Below are 22,491 nucleotides of genomic sequence, written 5' to 3'. Positions count from 1 at the left end.
TATATGAAAAAAACGACAAGTATCTCAATATATTTTAAAGTATAGCAGGATTTTACTATTGTGATTTGCACACACTAATGCTATATAATTCAAACAAAAAGGTGAGAAAAATGGAAGAATGGGGATTATCAGACGAGTTAAAAATAAAAACGAAACAAATGATTGAGGTTGTAGAAGCGGAATTACGGAGCATGAAACAAACGGTTGAACAAGACGGTGAGTGCATTTTATGTAAAATGGAAGAAATTCATCATCTACTAAGCAATGTTCAAACCCTAGCAGCTTCTTATTATTTAAAGGCATATTTATCACCATTTACATCAGGTTACGCTCCCCTTACAACAGCAATTCATCATTTAGGTGATAGGAAACATGGTGCCTTAATTGTTGTAGAAAGAAATGATTCACTTGATTCCCTTATTCAAACTGGAACAAGACTTGAAGCTTATTTAACCGTTCCACTACTGGAATCTATCTTTTATCCAGGAAATCCTCTTCATGACGGAGCTATTCTCATTAGAAGTAATCATATTGTTTCAGCAGCGAACATTCTCCCTTTAACAAAAAATATAGAGATTGATTCAAAACTTGGAACACGCCACCGAGCTGCAATAGGTTTATCTGAAAAAAGCGATGCACTCATATTAGTTGTCTCTGAAGAAACAGGCCGCACATCTTTTGCGTTAAACGGAACGTTATATACCATTTCTTTATAAGAAAAGGCAGCGTAATCCGCTGCCTTTTCAAAAACCTCTTATTCTTCTCCAAAACGGTCAACCAGTGTTGCAAGTGTACGAACCATTGCACCTGTTGCTCCTGCTGGCCCCAAATCATGTGCACTCGTTGTATCAGAAGTTCCAGCGATATCTAAATGTACCCATGGCGTTTCTTCTGCAAACTCACCAAGGAATGTTCCCGCCATTACCGCATGACCTTCACGGCCTGGTGAGTTATTTAAATCTGCGAATTTACTGTTACGAACACGCTCTTTATCGCGCTCGAAAATCGGTAATTGCCAAATCGGCTCATCTGTTTCCATCGATGCTTCTAGCACTTGTTCAAACAATGTTTCATTGTTTGTCATTGCACCCGTTGTATGGTTTCCAAGCGCTACAATGACACCGCCTGTTAACGTTGCAATATCAACAAGATAGTTCGCACCAAGTTTCTTCGCATACGTAATACCATCAGCTAATGCTAGACGGCCTTCTGCATCTGTATTTAATACTTCAATTGTTTTACCGCTCATAGATGTAATCACATCATCTGGCTTAAATGCTGTACCGCTCACAACATTATCTGTTGATGGGATAACAGCAACTACGTTTTGTTCTGGGCGAAGTTCTCCGATAATTTCCATTGCCCCAAGAACAGCTGCAGCGCCGCCCATATCACCTTTCATGCCAACCATACCTTCACGTGGTTTTAAAGAGTAGCCCCCTGTATCATATGTAATCCCTTTTCCCACAAATCCGATAACATCCGTCCACTCTTCTTTTCCTTTATAAATAAGAGCAATCATTTTTGGTGGCTCTGTAGAACCTTGGTTTACTGCAAGTAATGCACCCATACCAAGCTCTTCCATCTCTTCTTTCTCAAGTACTTTATAATCCATATCATATTTCTCAGCTAATTCAACTGCATACTCTGCAAGTTTTGTTGCTGTTAATACGTTTGGCGGCATATTTACAAGTGTACGAGCTGAATTTGTCGCACGTCCATGCACATACCCTACTGTTAATGCAGCTTCGATTTCTTTTGCATCTTCTGCTGTAATAACCGTAAAGTTTTCTAACTCTACACTTTCTTTTTTGTCCGTTTTATATGTTTGTAAATCATATGTACCAAGGCAAGATACTTCATTGGCAATATGCGCAACATCAATTGCGTCTAACTTATCAGTTACGAAAGAATCAAGTAAAATTGCTGCATCTTTTACTTTGTCAGCTTTTAATGTTTTAAATGCTTTACTAAGTGAAGTACGTAATGTTTCTGTTGAGTATGCTTCTTTTTTGCCAAGACCGACAAAATAGTAGCGTTTTACATTTGTTTTTCCTAAGCTATGTAGTTTGGAAATGGATTTTTTCTTTGCACTAAGCTCTTTCTCTTCTAATAAAACTTGTAATTGTCCTTCAAATGCTTTGTCCAATTCTTGTACAAAGCCGCTCGTTTTCTCTTCTTCAAATAAAGCAACGATTACTGCTTCATGGCTTGCTAATTCTTTTTGTACTTGAAACATGTTCAGCCCCCCTAGATTTCTCTATTGTCATTATAACTGCATTTTCCCTAAAATGCGATAATTCTAACTTCTCTTTCACTTCATATATAGAATGTGCTCCGGTAATGACGGTAAATTATGTATTTGTTCATATGGGACTTTCTCTACCTTTTCAGGTATGATTTTCCGGCAACTTTGAATAAATACCACGACTCCGTTCACATCTAAATTCCAATACAAAGGGCAGTACGGCCTCAAATATTGCTCCGCCACTTCCAACATAAGCCGCGCTCCTTTTACATTTCCATAGCTGTAATGATACTGAGCAACTACCATCTGTAATAAGCCTTTTAAAAATAAATTGCTCCGCTCTTCTAGCCACATTTCTTCGAGTAAATCATGGCACGTATAATAATCTTCTTCATTATATTTCACGAAAAACTCATAATACGCCAAAGGATAGTCTTCCACTTCCGCACCTCGTTTTTCTTATATTGTGAATGAAGACAAATAAAAAAGTCTAGTGTCAATCTCACTAGACTATTTCTGTTTCAAATATTGACCGCGGAATACTTGCAGCGTTTCATCTTGATTGAGCATCGTTAACTGTTCTTCTGTTAACTTACCGCTCCCCATTTTCACTACATATACATTTACTTTTTTCTTGCCCCACTCACTATATACATCCTGAACAGTTTCATAATATAAATCGAGTCTATTTCCTTTTATGGCTCCGCCTTTATCTGCTACCACACCATATCCATAGCCTGGTACAAAAAGAATGGTCCCAATCGGAAACACACGTAAGTCAGCTGCGATTGTAGAATATATATCCCTTTTTGCCTTCACACCTGAATATGTAATGCCATACTCCGGATGCCCAGGTCTTTTACCGGTTGATTCTATCCCTGACGTATAACCAGTTGCTGTCATTTCCATTACACGATATTTAGACCAGTCTTTTCCCTGTTCTAAAGCATTTATCACTTCTTTACTCGGAACAACTTGTTGCCCTCTTTCTGCTGCATGTACTTCTTTTACATTGCCTTCTTGATATGTTTTTACAACCTCTAGTAGAGAGACTCCTGTGAACGCTTGCCATGTCACACATAATGCTGCTACAAGTAAACAAGTCATCATAATGCGAATACCATATCGTTTTAACATTTTAATATTCCACACTCCTTCATCGTTAGTCATTCCCCATATGATGTAGAAATATGCAAAAAAATAATCCCCAGAAAACTGGAGATTAAAACATTTGATACCCGCTTTGACGTAGTTTCTTTATCACAACACCAGACAAAATTGCCCCGATTAATCCAGTTGATAAAATAAAAAGATCGGCTTGTCCAAGATGCGAGACACTTGTTCCAAATGAAGAAAATGTTTCTTTCGGTTTTGAAAAGTAATCCCAGACACCTGCTTTATTAATGATCAGTATACAAACAATCGGATAAATGATAACCATCACCCAAGTAGCACGTAAAATCATATTGAGTAAAAATCCAATTCCAAAAAATAAAATAAAAAACAGCATCATTGAAATTAGTAATACTGGAATACTCATGTTTCCCCACTCCTTCTATTTCTTATCCCCTGCCGTAAATACATGATAAGATGTATATCCAAATTGATCTCCTGGATTTAATGTTGCATCCATCTCAAGAAGCTGTGCCGTATTCCCTTCTAATAAATATCGAACTAATATAGAAGTATTTTGATCGTCTGCAATATCATTAGGATTTAAAAACGCTACTTCAAACAGCTCATCTTCTTGAACAATAACTTTTTCTCCTTCTGGTTCCAGTAGAAAAATAATCATATTATCACTAATCTCATCACGTATGACACCAGAACGAATGCCAATCACTCCTTTTACATGTGCAACAATACCTGTCTCTTCTAAAATTTCACGCTTAACAGCTTGGTCAATTGTTTCGCCCTCATTTACGAAACCAGCGGGCAATGACCATTTCCCTTTTAAGCCTCCGTATTTTTTCTTAACGAAGAGCCAGCGACCATCTTTTGTGGCTACAAGTCCACTTACAGCTAGCCAAACATTCCCACGCTTCCCCATGATGTAAAACTCCTTTCAGCTGAAACAACAGAATATTCATTCTTTTCTATGTATTATACTATATTTTTCAGTAAGAATAATATAATCTTCCTTATTCCTTATGGAGTTAACTCATTTTCCATATATTTGATATAATGAGAATATAGGGTAGGAATTCTTTGTAAAAAACACCTTGAATTTCTTCAAAGTTCTTCTTTGGATGCTGCTCCGCAAATAATCATTGAGAAAGGAGTGTGAAAAATTATGAGAAATCAATCAAAGAAATCCGGTATTGTATTCGTAACCTTAGTTTCTGCATTACTCTTCTGCTCTGTATTAGTCTCAGCTTCCCTTTCTCCACTCTCAGATTTAGGATCTAATGCAAATAAATTTAACTCTTTAGGGATGTGGACATCAATCGGCGAGATTTTAGTATTTTATGTCGTACCTCTACTTCTTTATATAGCAGGAATAAAGGTAATGAGATTCATCATGGCAGTTCTTTGCGGTATGGGACTATTCATAAATCTTGTGATACTTGCATCCGTATTTATTATAATGCGCGTAAATGACTATAGCCTTTCTTCCGTCTTAGGAGTCATCATTTTTTGCTCGGCGGTATCACTCACAAATATAATTTGGTTTTTTGTTGCTTTTCGATCAAACAAAATGTCCACTTATACACTGAATGTTCGTTGAAACAGAACTTTAAGAAAAACTTGTATTACATGAAAAAAGCAGAAACGACTCATAGCCGTTTCTGCTTTTTTCTACTATTTGTATTTATATATTAAAAGAACTTCAATTTACCTTTTTTAAGAACTAATAAAGGTCCACCAAGTAAGAATAAGTAACGGTTGTCGATTACTTTCTTCATGAAGGAAGCTTTCCATCCCGTTAACTTTTTACCCATAACAACGCCCATTGCATCGTCATGTCCTAATGAACATACAGATCCTTTGTTATCGAACACGAATTTTTTCATTTCGCCTTTACCGCGAATTAACACGGATAAGTTATGTGCGATGTTGTAACCTTGTTGAATTGCAATTTGTGCTGTTGGAGGATATGGACGGTTAATCTCTTCATTAATAATTAACGCTGCGTCACCAACCATGAATACATCTTCATGGCCTGGAGCGTGCATATACTCATCAACTTTAATACGTCCGCGCATTGCTTCAAAACCAGACTCTTCCACAATACCATTACCACGAACACCCGCAGCCCAAACAACCGTTTCAGATTTAAGTAATTCTACGTCGTCACCGTTCGCAACTAGAATACCTTCTTCAGTTGCTTCTTTAATTGCCGTGCCGATACGGAATTCTACACCTTTTTTCTCTAACTGTTTTACAGCGTACTCAACTAATTCTGGATCGAAGCCAGGAAGTGCCGACGGAGCAGCTTCCACACAGATAATACGTGCTTTTTCACGTGGAACATCATACTCTTTGCAAAGTTCAGGAATACGGTTTGCAAGCTCACCTACATACTCGATACCTGTAAATCCTGCACCACCAACAACGATTGTCACTAACTCATCGCGCTTTTCAGTCGCATATTGAGAGAACTTGTATTCCATATGATCACGAATTTGGCGAGTGGCATTAATGTTAGTAATAGAGAATGCATGCTCTTTCAGTCCTTTAATGCCAAATGTTTCAGACTCGAACCCAAGACCAATTACTAAATAATCATACTCTAACTCAGCATTTTTTAAGATAACGCGTTTTTCAGCTGCTTTAATTTCTACAACTGTATCTTGTACAAAGTTTACTTTATTTGTATCAATAACGTCTTGAATGTCGAGACGGATTTTATCATGATGTAATGTGCCAGCTGCACTTTCATGTAACCAAGTTGCTTGGTAGTGATAGCTGTTGTTGTTTACTAACGTAATTTCAGCTTCACTTACAGATAATGTTTTTTGTAGACGAACAGTCGTAATCATCCCACCATAACCTGCACCCAAAACTACGATTTTTGGAGTTTTCACTAAATCACAACCCTTTTCTTTATATAATAGTAAATAAGTATAAGACCAAAGTATTAAACACTTATTTTGTCAAGAATGTGGAATTCCTCACATTCTTAACCATAACAAAACGTGTTCAAAAAATCTTACGAAATTTGTCATAAAAAATTAACATAATACTTTCCTATATTAGTCGGTTTTATTTCAGAATTCAAGCACCTAGAGAATTATCAATATTTTAAAATAACATAGCGTTTTCAAGGGTTTTTCAGCCTTTTTTTCATGTATTTTCCTACTTGGTATATTTTATACATTTCCATCCTATCTATGCACAAGCTTACATATAATTCAGTCATTTCTTGCAGTATTCTAAACTGAAATATGGTATCATTTTTATTGTAAAGTGCAATCTTATTTGCAGGATTTCCGTATACATATGAACAATATATGGAATCAATATCGAAATTCCATCTATAGGGGGAATAAATAGTGACAGAAATTCAAAAAGTTTACGACATAACGATTATCGGTGGAGGTCCAACAGGATTATTCACAGCGTTTTATGGCGGAATGAGACAGGCAAGTGTAAAAATTATTGAAAGCTTACCGCAGCTTGGAGGACAATTATCCGCACTATACCCTGAAAAATATATTTATGACGTAGCGGGATTCCCGAAAGTACGCGCGCAAGAACTTGTTGATAATTTAAAAGAACAAATGAAAAAGTTTGAACCGACTGTTTGCTTAGAAGAAGCAGTTGATACACTTGAAAAGCTAGCTGATGGCGTATTTAAGCTTGTAACAAATAAAGGAACACACTATTCTAAATCTGTCATTATTACAGCTGGTAATGGTGCCTTCCAACCACGCCGATTAGAACTAGATAGTGTAGAGAAATTTGAAAAGAAAAACTTACACTACTTCGTTGATGATATGAATAAATTCGCTGGAAAACGCGTCGTTGTATTTGGCGGCGGTGACTCTGCAGTGGACTGGACAATGATGCTAGAGCCAATCGCTGAACAAGTAACAATCGTTCATCGCCGTGATAAATTCCGTGCTCATGAGCACAGCGTAGAAAACTTAACGAACTCTCGTGCAGACGTAAAAACACCTTATGTTCCAGTTGAATTAATTGGTGAAGACAAGATTGAACAAGTTGTTCTGCAACATGTAAAAACAGAAGAAAAAGTTGTTATTGACGTTGATGATGTCATCGTAAACTACGGCTTCGTCTCTTCTCTTGGTCCAATTAAAAACTGGGGCCTAGACATTCAAAAGAACAGCATCGTTGTAAACTCTAAAATGGAAACGAACATCCCTGGTATTTACGCAGCTGGTGACATTTGTACATATGAAGGAAAAGTAAAGCTGATTGCATGTGGCTTCGGTGAAGCACCAACAGCAGTAAACAATGCAAAAGCTTACTTCGATCCAAATGCAAAACTACAACCAATGCATAGCTCTAGTATGTTTTAATCCATAAGTATGATAGCAAAGCCGCAATTTCTAAAGCAGAAATTGCGGCTTCTTTATTCTATAGATAAAAACCTCATTAGGTGAATTTTATTACGCTAAGATACTTTATAATTTTAAAGCGTCTGTCTATTATCAATTGTATATATTTGTCCTGTAATAGATTCTTGAGTCAATTGAAACAAGACTGCTTCTGCACTATCTTCTGGTGTTGAAATTCTGTTAAGCGGCAAGGTTCCCGCAAGTTGGTACATCTTATCTTCATTACCTGACCACCATCTCGTATGAACTGCACCAGGAGCAATACTGTTTACTCTAATGTCAGGTACCAATGCAATAGCGAGCGATTTTGTCATCGTATGAATGGCGGACTTTGTTGCTGCAACATTTCTTCCAAATTATTGAACTACCCACACCTCCCTCTACACGAGCTTTGAAGTGGGGGATTCTCCTTTTTCTGCCCTAGCAAAAAAAGTTCCCCTCGATAAACAAATCTCCCTCTTCCCTTCATCTGTATAATTATGGTACAATCAAATAAGAACATTTGTTCTTATTTGAAAAGGGGGAGTATAAAACATGAGTCAACCAAAGATTATTAAAAAAGAAGCTTTCCAAGCGATTGGCATCTCCGCTACAACAAAAAATGAAATTGAAATGTCCACTGAAGGAAAGATCCCCAAGCTATGGACCGACTACTGCCAAGGTCAAATAACAGATCAAATTCCTAACAAAAGGAAGCAAAGCGAAACACTAGCATTGTATTCAAACTATGAGTCCGATGAAACTGGAGCCTATACATATACAATCGGTATGCCAGTCTCTTCATTAGACACAATCCCTGAAAATATGACATCTCTCACAATACCTGCCCAGACATATGCGGTATTTACGACTCGCAAAGGCCCAGTATCAGAGGTCATCGTAGAAACATGGCAAGACATTTGGAAGTGGTCGAAAGAAAACAAACGTGCTTTCACAACAGACTTTGAATTGTATGATGAACGAGCGATGGATCCAAATAATGTGCAAGTTGATATCTATATTGCATTAGCCTAAACCATATAATAAGAAGGTGCTTTCGCATCTTTTTATTTTTTTGCCTTAAAAAATCCACTGGGCAAATGTGCTATTATTGTCTACAATGAAAAAGTGCAGTATAGAAATATTAGAAACTGTATAAAACGAGTGTTAACAGGATTTTATATCCACTCAAAATTGTTACATAGAAAGGAAGCAATATGGAGGAACTACAACAAAACAAATCTGCTCCAACAGAAGGCGGGACACCTTTACTACAAAATACAAACTTCCTATTTCTTTGGGCAGCTACTCTATTTTCAAGCTTTGCTTTAGCTTTTTTTACCTTTTCCCAAACATGGTACATAGCGAAAACATTAAATCTCGAAGCTTCACTAGGTGTTGTCTTTGTTGCACTTAGCGTCCCAAGACTTATCTTTATGATTGTCGGCGGAGCTGTCGCAGATAAATTTCCGAAAAAAAATATTATGTTTTACTCAAATATCATTCGTGCACTTCTTGTCGCAACAATTCTAATCTGGTTTATCGTTGGTCATGTAACGTTATATACGTTTGCTTTGTTTGCTTTGTTTTTCGGATTAGCGGACGCCTTCTTTTGGTCAGCAGACGGTTCCATTCTCCCTGAACTTGTAGAAAAACATCGTTTAACACAGGCGAATTCACTTACCCAAATGACGAACCAAGCATCCGTAATTTTAGGACCTGTACTCGGTGGCATTCTCATCAAGTTTAGTAACTATGAGACCATTTTTACTATTACTATTCTGCTTCTCATTATTGCTGCTATACTCGTCCAAAAAATCCAATTTACATTGCAAGAAAAAACGGATACAGACAAAGGAATGTTTACCTCTATTAAAGAAGGCATTTTGTACGTAAAGGAATCGCCTTTTCTTTCAACATTTCTTATCTGTAGCGCCTTTCTAAATCTATTTTTAATCGGACCAATGCAAGTTGGCTTCCCGTTATTTATCAAAAATGTACTGCATGGTGACTCGCTTCAATTTAGTTATTTAGAAGCAGCTGTTGGAGGCGGAATGGCAATTGGTGCTGTCATTGTTGGCCTTAAAAACATTAATCGTAGACGCGGCTTGTTTTGCATCATTATGATGCTGTTATCTGGCGTTTTCTTCTTATCCATTAACTTCAGCATAGCACTTTGGCAAGCATTATTAGCAGGCGCATTTTACGGCATTACAATTGCCATGGCTATCGTTCCGTTAATGGCGATGATTCAATCTACTGTCAAAGAAGAAATGATGGGGCGCGTCATGAGCTTGCTGATGCTATCATCTATGGGCTTCATCCCGCTTTCCTATGCATTCACATCACTCGCACTTGCAGCTGGTATTCCGATTGTGACGATTATGAAAAGCGGCGCAATCGCAGTGATTGTCTTTGTATTATTTGTTGCGATTCGCGTTCCTGTTGTAAGAAAATTCGATTAATCAAGGGGAGTCATGTATCATACGCATGACTCTTTTTTGAATGGATCAAATAAGGTCACCTTCCTGCTCCTTCTTATAGCCGCCCCCATTCTAATCCAACATCTAAAAATAGAGCTCGCATCGTACTATACAAAAGTGCTCTAACATCTTTACGAATCTCCCCACATTTATACGCTCTTACCACACTTTTCGTACGACAGATAAGTTGCGTACAAGTCTCCTCATCCGTAATCAATTGCTCAAAAAACACCCCTTGTTCTAATAAACCACTCTTTTTATAAGCAAGTTCCACCTTACTCCAAAGCACATTAATCGTTTGTGGATTTCTCGACATTGGAACAATTGCATCTACAAATGCAATTGGAATATCATGACGACAATATGTTTCATCAAGTTCATACGTTTCTCTTTTCTTTTGTACTTGAGAAAAGTTTTTAAAAAGAATAGTTTCCTCCTTCTCTGACACCTCTTCCTTCTTACGCCCCTCTACATGTAGGCTCTTTTCACATGCGGTCATTTTCATACGGTCATCCATACGGTCAACAGCTGCTTTACGAAATACATATAAGTTCGCACTATATCCCCCGCGCTTATATCTTTCTTTCGTAGGAATCCGCTCAATAATCCCGAGTTCCTCCAGTTTGGCAACAGAGCGACGCACCGTACGAATACTTTTTCCTATTTTGGTCGCAATTGTTGCCATTAACGGACAAGCAACTCCAACTGTTTTTTGCTTTTCATTAATCGCATATCTCCCTAAAAAACGAATTACTAAAAAGTCCGTTTTATTTATGTTTGCTTGATAACAGATTAAAATTTGCTGCTGGTATGTATTAAACTCTTCTTTACTTTGAAATTCGCTATATGTTTTCATTAAATGATAGAAAGTTCCCATTTTTATCACCCCATATATAAATAGGTGCGATAAAGCAGAATGGGCGATTTTTTTAATTTAATGATTTAAAAGCGTAAAACATAAAAACAGGTCGCATTACATCATGCGACCTGTCTTCCTTATCAATCCCGCTTACTATCTATCATTAACCAATCCAAACACCATTATTATTAAATTTGTAATATTTACCATCAATCCATCTTGTTCCCGTTACCATCGTACCAAAAGAATCAAGGTAGTACCAGCTTCCATCAAGCTTTAACCAGCCTTTGTGTTCAGATCCATTGCTGTTAAAGTAGTGCCAGTAATTACTGATTTTTTGCCATCCTGTTTGCATTGCCCCACCGTTATCAAAGTAGTAATACGTATTGTTTATAAAACGTTTTCCTGTTTCCATTATTCCGTATGGTCCAAGGTAATACCATTTCTCTCCAGTTAATAACCAATCTGTTTGTCTTGCTCCATTATTATTAAAGAAATACCAAGATCCTTTAATTTGCACCCAACCTGTGTGCATTGCTCCCGTGCTTTCATTAAGATAGTAATATGTATATTTCTTGGTTTTTTTATCTTGTATTGGCATCCACCCGGTTTGCATAATTCCAAAAGGGCTAAAGTAGTACCATTTTCCTCCAGTTGATAACCAACCTGTTACCTTCCTACCATTTTTATCATAGTAATACCAGTTTCCATTTTGTTTTACCCATCCTTTAGCTTGGCTAGCCTTACTTACACTTGCAACTTTAGGAGTAGCAGTAGAATTTTGAATCGTCTTGTTTTCTTCTGCATGAGCAATAGCTGGAATTAATAGTGCAGTAGAAAGTACAGAAGTAGCAATCATCTTTTTCATTTTATTTCCCTTTTTCATTCTCTTTCCCCTTTTCAAAAAATAGATAATTTATACTATTTTATCAATTTTATCAAACAAATTAAATGTTTTTTTACAATATATATACAAATAAATTGTACGATAACTATAGAATTAGTAGCAGCGACGCCATGATAGCATGATAGAAAATATAAAAGCATACAAGTTTATATTTACAATGATTGCATGACATAGATTGTTATAAGATGAAACTTCCATATCATATAAATGTCATCCTTAAGGTGACATTTTCATTGACAGAATCTTTTTTTAGCAAAATAAAACAGGTCGCATTACATCATGCGACCTGTCTTGCTTATCAATAAGGACTATTTCTTACAATTAACCAACCCAAACACCGTTATTATTGAAATGGTACCATTTGTTATTAATAAATACCCAGCCTGTTCTCATATCACCAAAAGAAGCATCGAGGTAGTACCAGCTTCCACCAAGTTTTAACCAACCTCTGTATTCTGATCCATTTTGGTTAAAGTAGTACCAGTAATTGCCCCATTTTTGCCAACCGGTTTGCATAGCACCAGTGTTATCGAAGTGGTAATATACGTTGTTTATAGAAACTCTTCCAGTTTTCATTTCTCCGAAGGATGAGTCAAGGTAATACCATTTTCCACCAGTAGATAGCCAACCTGTTTGTTTTACTCCATTATTATTGAAGAAATACCAAGATCCATTAATTTGCGCCCAACCTGTTTTCATAGCACCAGTGTTTGTATCAAGATAGTAATACGTATATTTTCCTGTTTTTTTATCTTTGAATGAAGTCCAGCCTGTCTCCATAATTCCGTAACCGCCAAGATAATACCATTTTCCTCCAGTGGATAGCCAGCCTGTTTGTTTTACTCCATTATTATTGAAGAAATACCAAGATCCATTTACTTTCGTCCAACCTGTGTGCATTGCTCCCGTACTTTCATTGAGATAGTAATATGTATATTTCCCTGTTTTTTTATCTTGAATGGAAACCCAGCCTGTTTGCATAATTCCATAAGAGCTAAAGTAGTACCATTTACCACCAATAGATGACCAACCTGTTACCTTTTTCCCATTTTTATAGTAGTACCATTTCCCCTGTTGTTTTACCCATCCTTTTGCTTGAGTAGCCTTACTTACACTTGCAACTTTAGGAGTAGCAGTAGAATTTTGAATCGTCTTGTTTTCTTCTGCATGAGCAATAGCTGGAATTAATAGTGCAGTAGAAAGTACAGAAGTAGCAATCATCTTTTTCATTTTATTTCCCTTTTTCATTCTCTTTCCCCTTTTCAAAAAATAGATAGTTTATACTATTTTACCAATTTTATCAAACGAATTAAATGTTTTTTTTGTAATATTTGTACAAACAAATTACTAGATGGTTATGAGCTATAGATTGTTATAAACAAATTACTAGAGAATTTTTTTAAATTATGCAAGTTTGATAACGCTCTAAAATTCGCTATATGTTGTCATGAAATAATAGAAATTTCTCCTTTTTGATGACTTGAAAGCATAAAAAATAAAGCAAGTCGTATTTAATCCCACGACCTGCTTTACTTATCGATAAAGACTATTACTTATAATTAACCAATCCAAACACCGTTATCATTAAAATAGTACCAGTTGTTATCAATAAATTTTTGACCTGTTACCATTTCTCCATAAGAGTCAAGGTAATACCATTTACCACCATTGGATAGCCAACCTGTTTGTTTTACCCCGTTATTATTTAAGAAATATATTACATTCTTCTTTACTTTGAAATTCACTATATGTTTTCATTAAATGATATAAAGTTTCTATTCTTATCATCCCGCATATCAACAAGAGAACAACAGTAAAATTAGAAATTATTTCATAATCTTTAATGAACTGAGGTGAAAAACATGATTGTAATTAGTGCTTGCTTAGCTGGTATTGCTTGTCGTTACGATGGAAATGACAATCTCATTGCAAAAATTGAAGAGCTATTACAAAAAGAAGAAGCTGTTCTTGTTTGTCCAGAGGTATTAGGAGGCTTACCTACACCTCGTCCATCAGCAGAAATTATCGGAGGCAATGGTGATGATGTACTAGATGGTAAAGCAAAGGTAATGGACAACGAAGGTAATGATGTAACAACAGCTTTCGTACACGGAGCTTATAAAGCTTTGAAAGAAATACAAGATTTAAATCCAGAATACATCATTTTAAAAGAACGAAGTCCTTCTTGCGGAAGTTCTACCATTTATACAGGAGAATTCAACGAAAAAAAACGAGATGGATATGGTGTAACAACTGCTTTATTTCGCAGACATGGATTTACAGTAATTTCAGAAGAAGACTTTGCAAGCAAATAAAAGAGTTGACCATTTGGCCAACTCTTTCTTCATTATTTCACGCCTAATTTTTCTTTCACTTTTGCAGGAAGCTCGTCCTTCTTCACTTCTTCCCAAGCTGCTACACCTTTTTTATCGGAGTAGAATACACGTAGAAATGCTTCCTTACGAAGATTCTTCACAGCTGTAAATTCCATTTCTTTTTCTTTACCATCTTTATCAAATGCAGGTAACTTATACTCAAATGATTTGTGAGACTGACCATTATCAGCTTTTTCATTTTTTTCCGTTCCATCAACTGTAATTTGAACATAGTACTCATCTTTTCCCATACGGTTTAAATCACAGCCAACTAACAAGCTAGCAAATACAATTAAAATACTAAAAAGTGCAATATATCTTTTCACGTTATTCACCTCATGTGTTTTTTATTATGTTGTTATCATAATCTCTTTTCTTCAGAGGAGAAATTCAAAAACGTGACATGAACATTACACTTTTGTAAGATTAAACACTGAAAAAACAAAAAAGATAACCAACTACTGCACCTAGTCGATTATCTTCTTTTTTGTATATCAACAAAGTTTTCGTATCTTAATTAGGAAGCCGATTTATTAAGTGTATACCGTTGTTCAATACGTTGTTCAATTTTTTCCATCTCTTGTTTATCATTCAATATCTTTTGTTTATTTTCTTGTACCAATTCTTTAAACGATTTATGAAGTAATTTACAACGTTTGTTCGCCATAATCATTTCTCCTTATTGTCTGTGTAATCACAGATATAAAATAAAATTTTCCAATCACCATAAATTTTTTGTCTTTATTTGTCGAAAAATTATTCTTAATTCAAGAATACTATAACTTCCGAGTTTTTAGACCTATTTGTTTGAACATTATGTGAATTTAATAAAAAAAATTATATACAAATACAAATTGTAAAACGAACATAAAAATCCTTTTTTAAGGAGAATCGAGAGGATTTCGAAGAGGCCAGATCCTTTTTCTGCCACATGCGGCGGTAAAGTAAATAGAACAAACGAGTGCATATCATCTTTTGTTTCACATAACCGCAACGTCCATGTTCAATAAACAAAATGAATTTATCCCGCATTAACGGGCAGTAATACTCCCACCTCAAAATTCGGGGAAAGCAAAGAAGTTAGGTGGGAGATACAATACGAGTTATTGCCCAAGCTACTACAGATGGTAATACTGTTCCCGAACCGCTTGAAAATACAGTACACCTCATGCACTTTGAAGCAGCTAGATTCCCCTCTCCAACATCATAAAATAGGTTATTCTCTTAACAATCAATAACACTAATTATATGAATAAAAAAAGAGCGTCCGTCTTCGGACACTCTTTTCCTTTATAGCGAATTAAATAAGCGCTTGATTAAGTCTGCAAAACTCAATCATATCTCGATACGAAAAGCATTACATTAGCACTCTTCCGGCTTACCAGCATTCGACGCCGTACGGAAAGATGATCCACATCCGCATGATGCGATTGCATTCGGGTTATCGATTGTGAACCCGCCGCCAAGCATAGATTGCTTGTAATCAACTTTTACTCCTTTTACAATCGGAGCACTTTCTTTATCAATAACAAATTCAACACCGAAAAACTCAAGCACTGTGTCGTCTTCATTTGGTTCTCTTTCAAATCCTAGACCGTAAGAAAGACCGCTACATCCACCGCCATGCACAGCAAGGCGAACGTACTTCTCTCCATCTTCAGCATCTTTTAACATATCTTTAATTTGATATGCTGCTTGTTCTGTTACATCAATCATGAAATCCACCTTCCTTTCTTCTCTCGTTCTATTATACATCTTTACGCCTCTATCTTGTACTCATACACTCCGCGGCAAATTACTTCCGCTGGACCTTTCATCAAAACGTTCCCTTCTTCTGTCCAGGCAATCATTAAATCTCCGCCCGCTAAATGAACCGTAATTTCTTCACCGCGTTTCATTTTTTCATTCAACACTGCTGCAACAACTGCTGCGCATGCTCCTGTTCCACATGCCTGCGTCACACCTGACCCACGTTCCCAAACGCGGAAGTTCATTTCATTGTCATTTACAATTTCAATGAATTCAACATTCACTCGTTCCGGGAACATTTCATGAGTCTCAAGTACCGGACCTAATGTTGTAAGCGGAGCTTCTTCCACATCATCAACAAAAATGACCGCATGCGGATTTCCCATTGAAACAGCAGTAAACGCATAGCGATGATTATTGTATAGGAAGTCTTCACGAATAAACGGTGTTTCTCCCTCGCCAAGCATCGGTAACTCTGCACGAGTTAAACGAGGTGCTCCCATGTCAATTTTAGCTAATGTAACGATACCGTCTTCTACTGTCACTTCAGCCGTTACAATTCCAGCCAATGTTTCTATTGTAAAAACAGTCTCTTCTACTAGTTTATGCTCATACGCATATTTCGCTACGCAACGCAGTCCATTTCCACAGCTTTTTCCTTCTGACCCATCATTATTAAACATGCGCATTTTCACTGGTGCTACTTCAGACGGACAAATTAAAATCATTCCATCTGCGCCAATTCCAGTGTTGATATTCGACACTTTTTCCGCTACAAGAGATAGTTCCTCTTCTGGAATTTGCTCTTCAAACATATTTACATATATATAGCTATTCCCAAGACCATGCATTTTTGTAAAAGAAAATTTATTCATCCTCATTCACTCCAAAAAAAATTTGTTGTTTTAAGTATAAAATGCATGCTTTTGGAACACAATAAGAACGTCCCCCGTTTCTCATATTTGACAACGTTTTGATGGCTTTTATATAAGAGCCGTTCTTACACAAATTGTGTAAGAAAAAAGCCCTTCTCGGAAAGGGCCTTTTTTTATTTCACACAAACATTCCTGCAATTGCAGCACTCAATAAGTTAGCAAGTGTTCCAGCTACAATTGACTTTATTCCAAATTTCGCAATATCACTACGACGGGTTGGCTCCATTCCCCCAAGTCCCCCAAGTAAAATGGCAACAGAAGATAGATTCGCAAATCCGCAAAGTGAAAAGGTAATCATTGCCATTGTTTTCTCTGAAAGTTTCCCCCTATGAGGAGCAAAATCAGTAAACGCTACAAACTCATTTAAAATTAACTTCTCCCCAATAAAACTTCCCGCTGTAATTGCTTCTGTCCACGGTACACCAATGACAAACGCAAGCGATGAAAAAATATATCCTAATATAAGTTGTAGGGATAGATCTGGATAACCGAAAAGACCACCAATCCCACCAACAATTCCATTCAAAAGAGCGATGATGGCAATAAAAAAGACGTCGCTCTTTTGCAACGCCTTAAAACATTGGATTTTCATCTAAGTAATCATATACATTTTTCACAAGTTCTTCTACCGTTGCACCTTGTACGACTTCCCCGTTTACAAGTGCAAAAGGCCCTTCAAAACAAATGCCACAATATCCTAGACAACCGTACTCCATAACATCTAAATTTGGATCTTTTTCAAATTTTTCTAGCGCTGCTTGTGAGCCACTCGCAAGATTACCTACACAAAATTCGATTAATGGCTTAATCAAAACAATCCCCCCTGTATCTTCAAAAAATAAATCTATAATAAGAAAACTAAGCTGTTTCTTGTTGTTTTAATTACACCTAATAAAATATTTAGCTACTTTACTGTTTCATTTCGAATCAAAAGATCTTCTCTATATAAATCCATGTTGATTTCCCAACATACACTTCACTGCTATGAAAACAAAAAAAGATCTCCACTCATTTCATCCTTCTGGTTTCACACAGCATGGGGCCAACAAGGGCACTGACCGCTTCTATCCATCGGCGGACGCTCTCTCTAACCTAAAAGAACGGGTTTCTATCGTTTTTTTATCTACATATTGATTTTCAAACATACAAATTAAAACAGTTTGCCCACTTTTCTTCTTATTGTACAACAGAGTACACATTCATGCATTGTTATTTGTTCACAAATTCGATATAATTTGAGTGAGTAAAGTCAAAATATTTTTTCAATATATAATTGTATGATTAGGGGATATTTCAACAGAAAAGGGGTAATCCATCATGAAACACCTCGTATTACTGGGTGGCGGCTACGGTGGAATGAGAATTCTACAACGGCTTCTTCCAAACAATCAACTCCCAGATGATGTCCAAGTGACATTAATCGACAAAGTACCATACCACTGTTTTAAAACAGAATATTACGCATTAGTAGCGGGTACAATTTCCGAAACACATATTCGCATTCCGTTTCCAGAACACCCGCGTCTCAACATTCAATATGGCACTGTAACGAATGTTGACCTTGAAAACAAAGCCGTTCATCTCGATGGCGGTGAAGTTGTCGAATATGATGACTTAATTATCGGCCTTGGCTGCGAAGACAAATATCATAACGTTCCGGGGGCGAAGGAATATACACATAGCCTTCAATCAATTGAACAAACTCGTAAAACGTATGAACAATTAAATAGTTTAGAACCAAACGCAACGGTCGCTGTTGTCGGTGCTGGTTTAAGCGGTGTTGAAGTTGCAAGTGAACTTCGTGAAAGCCGTTCTGATTTAAAGATCTACTTATTTGATCGAAAAGATCGCATTTTATTCCCGTTCCCAGAAAAATTAAGTAGATACGTAGAAGAGTGGTTCGTAAAGCATAATGTTACAATTATACGAAACTCTAACATTACGAAAGTAGAACCAAACGTTGTGTACAACCATGACGAACCACTTCAATGTGATGCAATCGTATGGACAGCTGGTATTCAAGCAAACGAAGTTGTTCGAAACCTTCCAGTCGAACAAGATAGTAGTGGTCGGGTTGCATTAACAAAATATCATAATATTCCGAATAACGAACACGTTTATGTTGTAGGGGATTGTGCTGCCCTTCCGCACGCACCTTCCGCACAGCTTGCTGAAGGCCAAGGTGAACAAATTGTCCAAATATTATTAAAACGTTGGAACAATGAACCCCTTCCTGATGAACTACCTGTTATTAAATTAAAAGGTGTTCTCGGTTCTCTCGGTAAGAAACACGGATTCGGATTATTAGCAAATCAACCATTAATGGGACGAGTTCCTAGACTTCTCAAGTCGGGTATCCTTTGGATGTATAAATATCATAATGGTTAAAAAACAAGAGCTTATCGCTCTTGTTTTTTTCTACTTTTCTCCTTTTTTGATACGATATGAATATGTAAGCACAAATTGAAAACCGGAATAAAACCTAATCTTTAGATGGAAGAGAGCATCTAGCCATGCATAGAAACGGTTCGGGCCTTTTCCTGCCCCATGCCATGTTAAAACAAAGGAAGTAAACGAGTAGAGATCTTTTTTTGTTTCCATAGCCGCGTTTTATATGTTGGAAAATCAAGATGGGTTTATATAGAATCAGAAAGGAGAAAATTATGTTTCTATTAAACGACGTAACATATAAAGATATCCTGCACATCCCTTACTTAGAGATTCACAAAGAAAAAATCACCTGCATTATCGGTGAGAGTGGGAGCGGAAAAAGCACACTACTTCGCATGCTCAATGATCTACAGTCACCAACAGCTGGCAAAATTGAATATAATGGTGCACCTATTTCGTCTTATCCGCCTATTCAATTACGCCGCGAAGTCGTTATGCTAGGACAAACACCTCCCATCTTTGACGGAACCGTAAAAGATAATCTGCTAATGGGACTTCGCTTTTCAGAGAAACCTTTTCCAACTAACGAATCATTACAAGAAGCCCTAGCAATTGTAAGTTTAGAAAAAGATTTAACACATATCGCCTCCTCATTATCTGGTGGCGAAAAACAAAGGCTCTCCTTAGCTCGCGTTTTACTTATGGACCCGCCCGTTTATTTATTAGATGAGCCAACTTCTGCATTAGATGCTGATACAGAAAGGCGCGTCATGAAACAGTTTACTGCAATTGCGAGACAAAAAAAGAAAACGGTTATCTTCATTACCCATTCACAGCAGCTCCCAGAAGAAATCGCAGACGATATGATTGAAATCAGTAAAACCAAAGGTGCTATTAGAAGGGAAGTGCACGCACTTGAAGGGCGTTATTGAACTACAAATTTGGCAACTTGCCGCTGCATATATTTTCATTATCATTTTAATCGGACTTGTAAAATTAAAAGGAATACCTCGTGAAAAGCAAATTACGATCGCTACATTACGTATGACCATTCAGCTTGTCCTTGTTGCATACGTACTTACATACATATTTGAAAATAGTAATCCATTTTATACAATTGCTATCATTACTTCTATTACGACATTTGCTATTTTTAATATCTATAAACGAGTAAATATACCTATGTCAAAAGAGTTAAAACGTGTGGCTGCAATTTCGATGATTGCGGGATCAATCGGACCGCTTTTATTATTTATTTTTGTAATTATTGGACACGACCCTTGGTATGCGCCGCAATATATCGTTCCAATCGCTGGAATGCTTATCGGAAATGCGATGACTGGTATATCTCTCGGCGCAAATACATTCTTAAACAATATGAAATCACAGCGCGAACACATTGAAGGTGCGCTTATGCTTGGGGCAACTCCGAAACAAGCAGCAGCTCCCCTTGTGAGGGATGCTTTCGATTCAGCTATTTTGCCAACAATTAATTCCATGATAGGAATGGGAATCATTAGCCTTCCAGGTATGATGACAGGCCAAATTTTATCAGGAGTTTCACCATTTACCGCCATTCAATATCAAATTGCTATTATACTCGGTATTTCCGGAAGTACAGCTTTTTCTGTCATCATCTTTTTACAACTTGGTTATAAAACATTCTTTAATAAACGGTGTCAATTGAAAGAGATAGAATCTTAAATGCTAATTGTGTCCCTTAAGGAAACATACTATAACCATTGAGACTATACATAAAACATAGAGGCGAATTTCATTTCCCCCATACTTCCAACATCCTTGATTTACTTTAACTTCCATTTAAAATCTCTGATTAACACACCTGGTATATCAATCCAATTTATGGATATTATAGTAATAAATCTTTAGATTTGTATCGTTCTATAATGGAGGTATGGGGTATGTATTATGTTAAATTAATTCAGGGACAATCCTTCTATGCTTTTGATCATCGCTTCTTGCTAGATCAAGAAGAACAAGTTACACAAAGAATTTTTAAATACCTGTGCAAAAATGAGTTTTTCGAAGTACGTAAAGACGAGAATACTTCCACAGCATAATAATGAGTAGCTTAGTAGTGTGTACGTTAAGCACTAACAAATCCCTTTATCTACAAACTGAGCAGCCATACTATTTGTAGTATGGCTGCTTTTTTATTCTTCCCATTTCCTCCGGCACTCCTCTATCCCACTAAGCACATACTTCTTCGTCATATGTGCCCGCTTCCAAATGGAAATCATTCGTTTCGCTCTCTTATTATGACGCATCCGCTCTACCTCTTGTAACAAAGGTATCCATTTTTCACTAGACGCCCTCATCATATATTGTAATCCCTCATCTTTTGAAACAATTGTTTTATGCTCTAATGTATACAAAATGCGTCCCATCGTTACAACAGCTGATTCTACCCATTCTTCAATTAAAAATAAATATGGCCGTGATGCTTTTTCACTCCAGTACTGTTCTACATTATATTTCATTGTTTCTACCACATCACTCCATGGCGTTTGAAACGGAAGCTTACTTGCTTCCTCCCCAATTACAGTAATCCCTTGATTTTTTAACGTCCACCACGTTACAGCATTCACATCCCAATGTCCTGTGTGAGCTTTTCCATCTGCACAATAGACATACTGCGGCATTTCCTCATTGTATTTCCCTAAATCAGCAAGTGGAATATACATACCGTCCATTCGTCTTCCTAACATGCTTTTACTCATTTTTTTGTGTAACTCAATTATTTGTATGTTCTGGGTTTCACTGACCGACTCTCTCGTTACTGTAACAAAATCAACGTCACTCGTTTCTAAATGAAATGCTCCTAATGCAATTGAACCATATACATATACTCCAATTAATTGTTCGTTAAAAAAAATATCTTGTAATCCAATCACATATTGCTCCATTAAGACCTTTACTTCTTCTGGAAGTCTATGTTTCACTACCCCTTTCACACGCATACCTCCTTGATAACATTACCTATAACGGTTATTTTTTTCATATAAACATGTAAGAAAAG

General features: G+C 36.7%; 25 protein-coding genes and 3 pseudogenes. 10 read left to right on the top strand and 18 right to left on the bottom strand.

The genetic code is table 11. From position 1 onward, the window contains the following. The first annotated feature begins 110 nt into the window (after window positions 1-110). Window positions 111-716 carry a sporulation-specific diadenylate cyclase CdaS gene (gene cdaS / locus MHH71_RS18985; RefSeq protein ID WP_018782846.1) on the top strand — a complete coding sequence of 202 codons (606 nt, stop codon included), beginning with the start codon at window positions 111-113 and terminating at the stop codon, window positions 714-716. 38 nt (window positions 717-754) lie between these two features. Here the strand turns inward: cdaS and MHH71_RS18980 are convergent, their stop codons facing one another. From MHH71_RS18980 to MHH71_RS18960, 5 genes are all read right to left on the bottom strand, one after another. Next, window positions 755-2,239: a leucyl aminopeptidase gene (locus tag MHH71_RS18980; protein ID WP_006096377.1), complete on the bottom strand. Its 1,485-nt coding sequence runs from the start codon at window positions 2,237-2,239 to the stop codon at window positions 755-757. Window positions 2,240-2,314: 75 nt separating this feature from the next. Then, entirely contained in the window at window positions 2,315-2,689 is a 375-nt protein-coding gene (locus MHH71_RS18975; protein ID WP_006096378.1) for a DUF309 domain-containing protein, read from the bottom strand. A 69-nt stretch (window positions 2,690-2,758) separates the two neighbouring features. Then, window positions 2,759-3,385: a 3D domain-containing protein gene (locus tag MHH71_RS18970; RefSeq protein WP_033799719.1), complete on the bottom strand. Its 627-nt coding sequence runs from the start codon at window positions 3,383-3,385 to the stop codon at window positions 2,759-2,761. Window positions 3,386-3,470: 85 nt separating this feature from the next. Further along, window positions 3,471-3,788, bottom strand: coding sequence for a YuiB family protein (locus MHH71_RS18965; protein WP_006096380.1), 318 nt, complete (start codon window positions 3,786-3,788; stop codon window positions 3,471-3,473). Between the two features lie 15 nt (window positions 3,789-3,803). Next, window positions 3,804-4,298 (bottom strand): NUDIX domain-containing protein, encoded by a 495-nt coding sequence (locus tag MHH71_RS18960; RefSeq protein WP_003201575.1) that lies wholly within the window; start codon window positions 4,296-4,298, stop codon window positions 3,804-3,806. A gap of 243 nt (window positions 4,299-4,541) precedes the next feature. Between MHH71_RS18960 and MHH71_RS18955 the strand changes: the two genes are divergently transcribed. Continuing rightward, window positions 4,542-4,976: a DUF5391 family protein gene (locus MHH71_RS18955; RefSeq protein ID WP_018767485.1), complete on the top strand. Its 435-nt coding sequence runs from the start codon at window positions 4,542-4,544 to the stop codon at window positions 4,974-4,976. A 91-nt stretch (window positions 4,977-5,067) separates the two neighbouring features. Here the strand turns inward: MHH71_RS18955 and MHH71_RS18950 are convergent, their stop codons facing one another. Continuing rightward, a complete protein-coding gene (locus MHH71_RS18950; RefSeq protein WP_016132155.1) occupies window positions 5,068-6,276 on the bottom strand; it encodes an NAD(P)/FAD-dependent oxidoreductase in 1,209 nt (402 codons plus the stop codon). Between the two features lie 468 nt (window positions 6,277-6,744). Between MHH71_RS18950 and MHH71_RS18945 the strand changes: the two genes are divergently transcribed. After that, window positions 6,745-7,734, top strand: coding sequence for an NAD(P)/FAD-dependent oxidoreductase (locus MHH71_RS18945; RefSeq protein WP_006096381.1), 990 nt, complete (start codon window positions 6,745-6,747; stop codon window positions 7,732-7,734). A gap of 113 nt (window positions 7,735-7,847) precedes the next feature. Here MHH71_RS18945 and MHH71_RS18940 read toward each other — a convergent pair. Beyond that, window positions 7,848-8,114 (bottom strand): annotated as a pseudogene (locus tag MHH71_RS18940) (SDR family NAD(P)-dependent oxidoreductase); the annotation flags it as partial. 193 nt (window positions 8,115-8,307) lie between these two features. Between MHH71_RS18940 and MHH71_RS18935 the strand changes: the two are divergent. Beyond that, complete coding sequence (locus MHH71_RS18935; RefSeq protein WP_003201568.1) at window positions 8,308-8,787, top strand: GyrI-like domain-containing protein; 480 nt, start codon at window positions 8,308-8,310, stop codon at window positions 8,785-8,787. A gap of 182 nt (window positions 8,788-8,969) precedes the next feature. Then, window positions 8,970-10,217, top strand: coding sequence for an MFS transporter (locus MHH71_RS18930; RefSeq protein ID WP_006096383.1), 1,248 nt, complete (start codon window positions 8,970-8,972; stop codon window positions 10,215-10,217). Window positions 10,218-10,234: 17 nt separating this feature from the next. Here the strand turns inward: MHH71_RS18930 and MHH71_RS18925 are convergent. From MHH71_RS18925 to MHH71_RS18910, 4 genes and pseudogenes are all read right to left on the bottom strand, one after another. Then, window positions 10,235-11,112 (bottom strand): annotated as a pseudogene (locus MHH71_RS18925) (helix-turn-helix domain-containing protein). A gap of 145 nt (window positions 11,113-11,257) precedes the next feature. Continuing rightward, complete coding sequence (locus MHH71_RS18920) at window positions 11,258-11,980, bottom strand: N-acetylmuramoyl-L-alanine amidase family protein (RefSeq protein WP_006096385.1); 723 nt, start codon at window positions 11,978-11,980, stop codon at window positions 11,258-11,260. A gap of 342 nt (window positions 11,981-12,322) precedes the next feature. Then, entirely contained in the window at window positions 12,323-13,249 is a 927-nt protein-coding gene (locus MHH71_RS18915) for an N-acetylmuramoyl-L-alanine amidase family protein (RefSeq protein ID WP_006096386.1), read from the bottom strand. Between the two features lie 311 nt (window positions 13,250-13,560). Continuing rightward, window positions 13,561-13,746 carry a hypothetical protein gene (locus MHH71_RS18910; protein ID WP_003201556.1) on the bottom strand — a complete coding sequence of 62 codons (186 nt, stop codon included), beginning with the start codon at window positions 13,744-13,746 and terminating at the stop codon, window positions 13,561-13,563. Between the two features lie 117 nt (window positions 13,747-13,863). Between MHH71_RS18910 and MHH71_RS18905 the strand changes: the two genes are divergently transcribed. Further along, window positions 13,864-14,316, top strand: a complete 453-nt coding sequence (locus tag MHH71_RS18905) for a DUF523 domain-containing protein (protein WP_018782853.1) — start codon at window positions 13,864-13,866, stop codon at window positions 14,314-14,316. 32 nt (window positions 14,317-14,348) lie between these two features. On the opposite strand, the gene MHH71_RS18900 is transcribed toward MHH71_RS18905, so the two are convergent. The 6 genes and pseudogenes from MHH71_RS18900 to MHH71_RS18875 form a co-directional block, all read right to left on the bottom strand. After that, window positions 14,349-14,702, bottom strand: a complete 354-nt coding sequence (locus MHH71_RS18900; protein WP_018782854.1) for a YxeA family protein — start codon at window positions 14,700-14,702, stop codon at window positions 14,349-14,351. 191 nt (window positions 14,703-14,893) lie between these two features. Beyond that, complete coding sequence (locus tag MHH71_RS18895) at window positions 14,894-15,049, bottom strand: FbpB family small basic protein (protein ID WP_006096389.1); 156 nt, start codon at window positions 15,047-15,049, stop codon at window positions 14,894-14,896. Window positions 15,050-15,738: 689 nt separating this feature from the next. Beyond that, entirely contained in the window at window positions 15,739-16,092 is a 354-nt protein-coding gene (locus MHH71_RS18890; protein WP_003201551.1) for a HesB/IscA family protein, read from the bottom strand. A 41-nt stretch (window positions 16,093-16,133) separates the two neighbouring features. After that, entirely contained in the window at window positions 16,134-17,000 is an 867-nt protein-coding gene (gene dapF / locus MHH71_RS18885) for a diaminopimelate epimerase (protein WP_006096391.1), read from the bottom strand. A gap of 178 nt (window positions 17,001-17,178) precedes the next feature. After that, window positions 17,179-17,607: pseudogene (locus MHH71_RS18880) on the bottom strand (nucleoside transporter C-terminal domain-containing protein); the annotation flags it as partial. A gap of 25 nt (window positions 17,608-17,632) precedes the next feature. Then, window positions 17,633-17,872: a YuzB family protein gene (locus tag MHH71_RS18875; RefSeq protein WP_000595023.1), complete on the bottom strand. Its 240-nt coding sequence runs from the start codon at window positions 17,870-17,872 to the stop codon at window positions 17,633-17,635. Window positions 17,873-18,377: 505 nt separating this feature from the next. Between MHH71_RS18875 and MHH71_RS18870 the strand changes: the two genes are divergently transcribed. The 4 genes from MHH71_RS18870 to MHH71_RS18855 all read left to right on the top strand — a co-directional run bounded on the left by MHH71_RS18870 (window position 18,378) and on the right by MHH71_RS18855 (window position 21,532). Continuing rightward, a complete protein-coding gene (locus MHH71_RS18870; RefSeq protein WP_006096394.1) occupies window positions 18,378-19,448 on the top strand; it encodes an NAD(P)/FAD-dependent oxidoreductase in 1,071 nt (356 codons plus the stop codon). Between the two features lie 275 nt (window positions 19,449-19,723). Further along, window positions 19,724-20,383, top strand: coding sequence for an ABC transporter ATP-binding protein (locus MHH71_RS18865; protein ID WP_006096396.1), 660 nt, complete (start codon window positions 19,724-19,726; stop codon window positions 20,381-20,383). Continuing rightward, the gene (locus MHH71_RS18860; protein ID WP_018782857.1) at window positions 20,367-21,155 is read left to right on the top strand and encodes an ABC transporter permease; all 789 of its coding nucleotides are present in this window, start codon (window positions 20,367-20,369) and stop codon (window positions 21,153-21,155) included. Before MHH71_RS18865 ends, MHH71_RS18860 begins: the two co-directional genes overlap by 17 nt. Before the next feature lie 218 nt (window positions 21,156-21,373). After that, a complete protein-coding gene (locus MHH71_RS18855; protein WP_016112359.1) occupies window positions 21,374-21,532 on the top strand; it encodes a YqbF domain-containing protein in 159 nt (52 codons plus the stop codon). Between the two features lie 93 nt (window positions 21,533-21,625). On the opposite strand, the gene MHH71_RS18850 is transcribed toward MHH71_RS18855, so the two are convergent. Continuing rightward, window positions 21,626-22,432, bottom strand: coding sequence for a nucleotidyltransferase domain-containing protein (locus MHH71_RS18850; protein WP_006096399.1), 807 nt, complete (start codon window positions 22,430-22,432; stop codon window positions 21,626-21,628). Between the last annotated feature and the right edge of the window lie 59 nt (window positions 22,433-22,491).

Source organism: Bacillus sp. FSL H8-0534 (assembly GCF_038005885.1).
In the GTDB taxonomy this organism is placed as follows: domain Bacteria; phylum Bacillota; class Bacilli; order Bacillales; family Bacillaceae_G; genus Bacillus_A; species Bacillus_A pseudomycoides.
The sequence above is the reverse complement of the archived record's forward strand: the minus strand, read 5'-3'. Positions and strand labels throughout refer to the sequence as shown.